This is a genomic window from Xenorhabdus yunnanensis, assembly GCF_028598805.1.
In the GTDB taxonomy this organism is placed as follows: Bacteria; Pseudomonadota; Gammaproteobacteria; order Enterobacterales; family Enterobacteriaceae; genus Xenorhabdus; species Xenorhabdus yunnanensis.
This window is the reverse complement of sequence record NZ_JAQRFI010000286.1, coordinates 1-307: the sequence shown is the minus strand read 5'-3', so window position 1 is coordinate 307 and position 307 is coordinate 1. Positions and strand designations below refer to the sequence as shown.

Here is a 307-nt window from a genome sequence, read left to right as displayed (position 1 = left end):
TGTAAATCATATAGGCAAGGTTATTGGCACCCACCGTCGCAACCGGATTGCTCCTGGCCGCATCGTGCCAGGCCGGTTCGTCGGCATCTAACCGTAAACGTCTCACCTCAGATAGGGCCTCTGCCTGGCTTAACGCCTGGTGACCATAGCTGTCTTCAATCAGAAGACGGGGGGCGGCATCCGCCAGAATATAGCTCAGGCGCTCTACCGGATAATCGGCATCCAGCGGAACATAAGCCCCTCCGGCTTTGAATATCGCCAGCAGCGCGACAACCATCGGCAGGCCTCGCGCCACACAAATCGCCAC

At 58.0% G+C, this 307-nt stretch carries 1 protein-coding gene; it reads right to left on the bottom strand.

The features are described from left to right. Window positions 1-295, bottom strand: a 295-nt coding sequence (locus PSI23_RS22270; protein ID WP_273557075.1) for an AMP-binding protein, incomplete at its 3' end; no start/stop codon positions are given. Window positions 296-307: the final 12 nt, after the last annotated feature.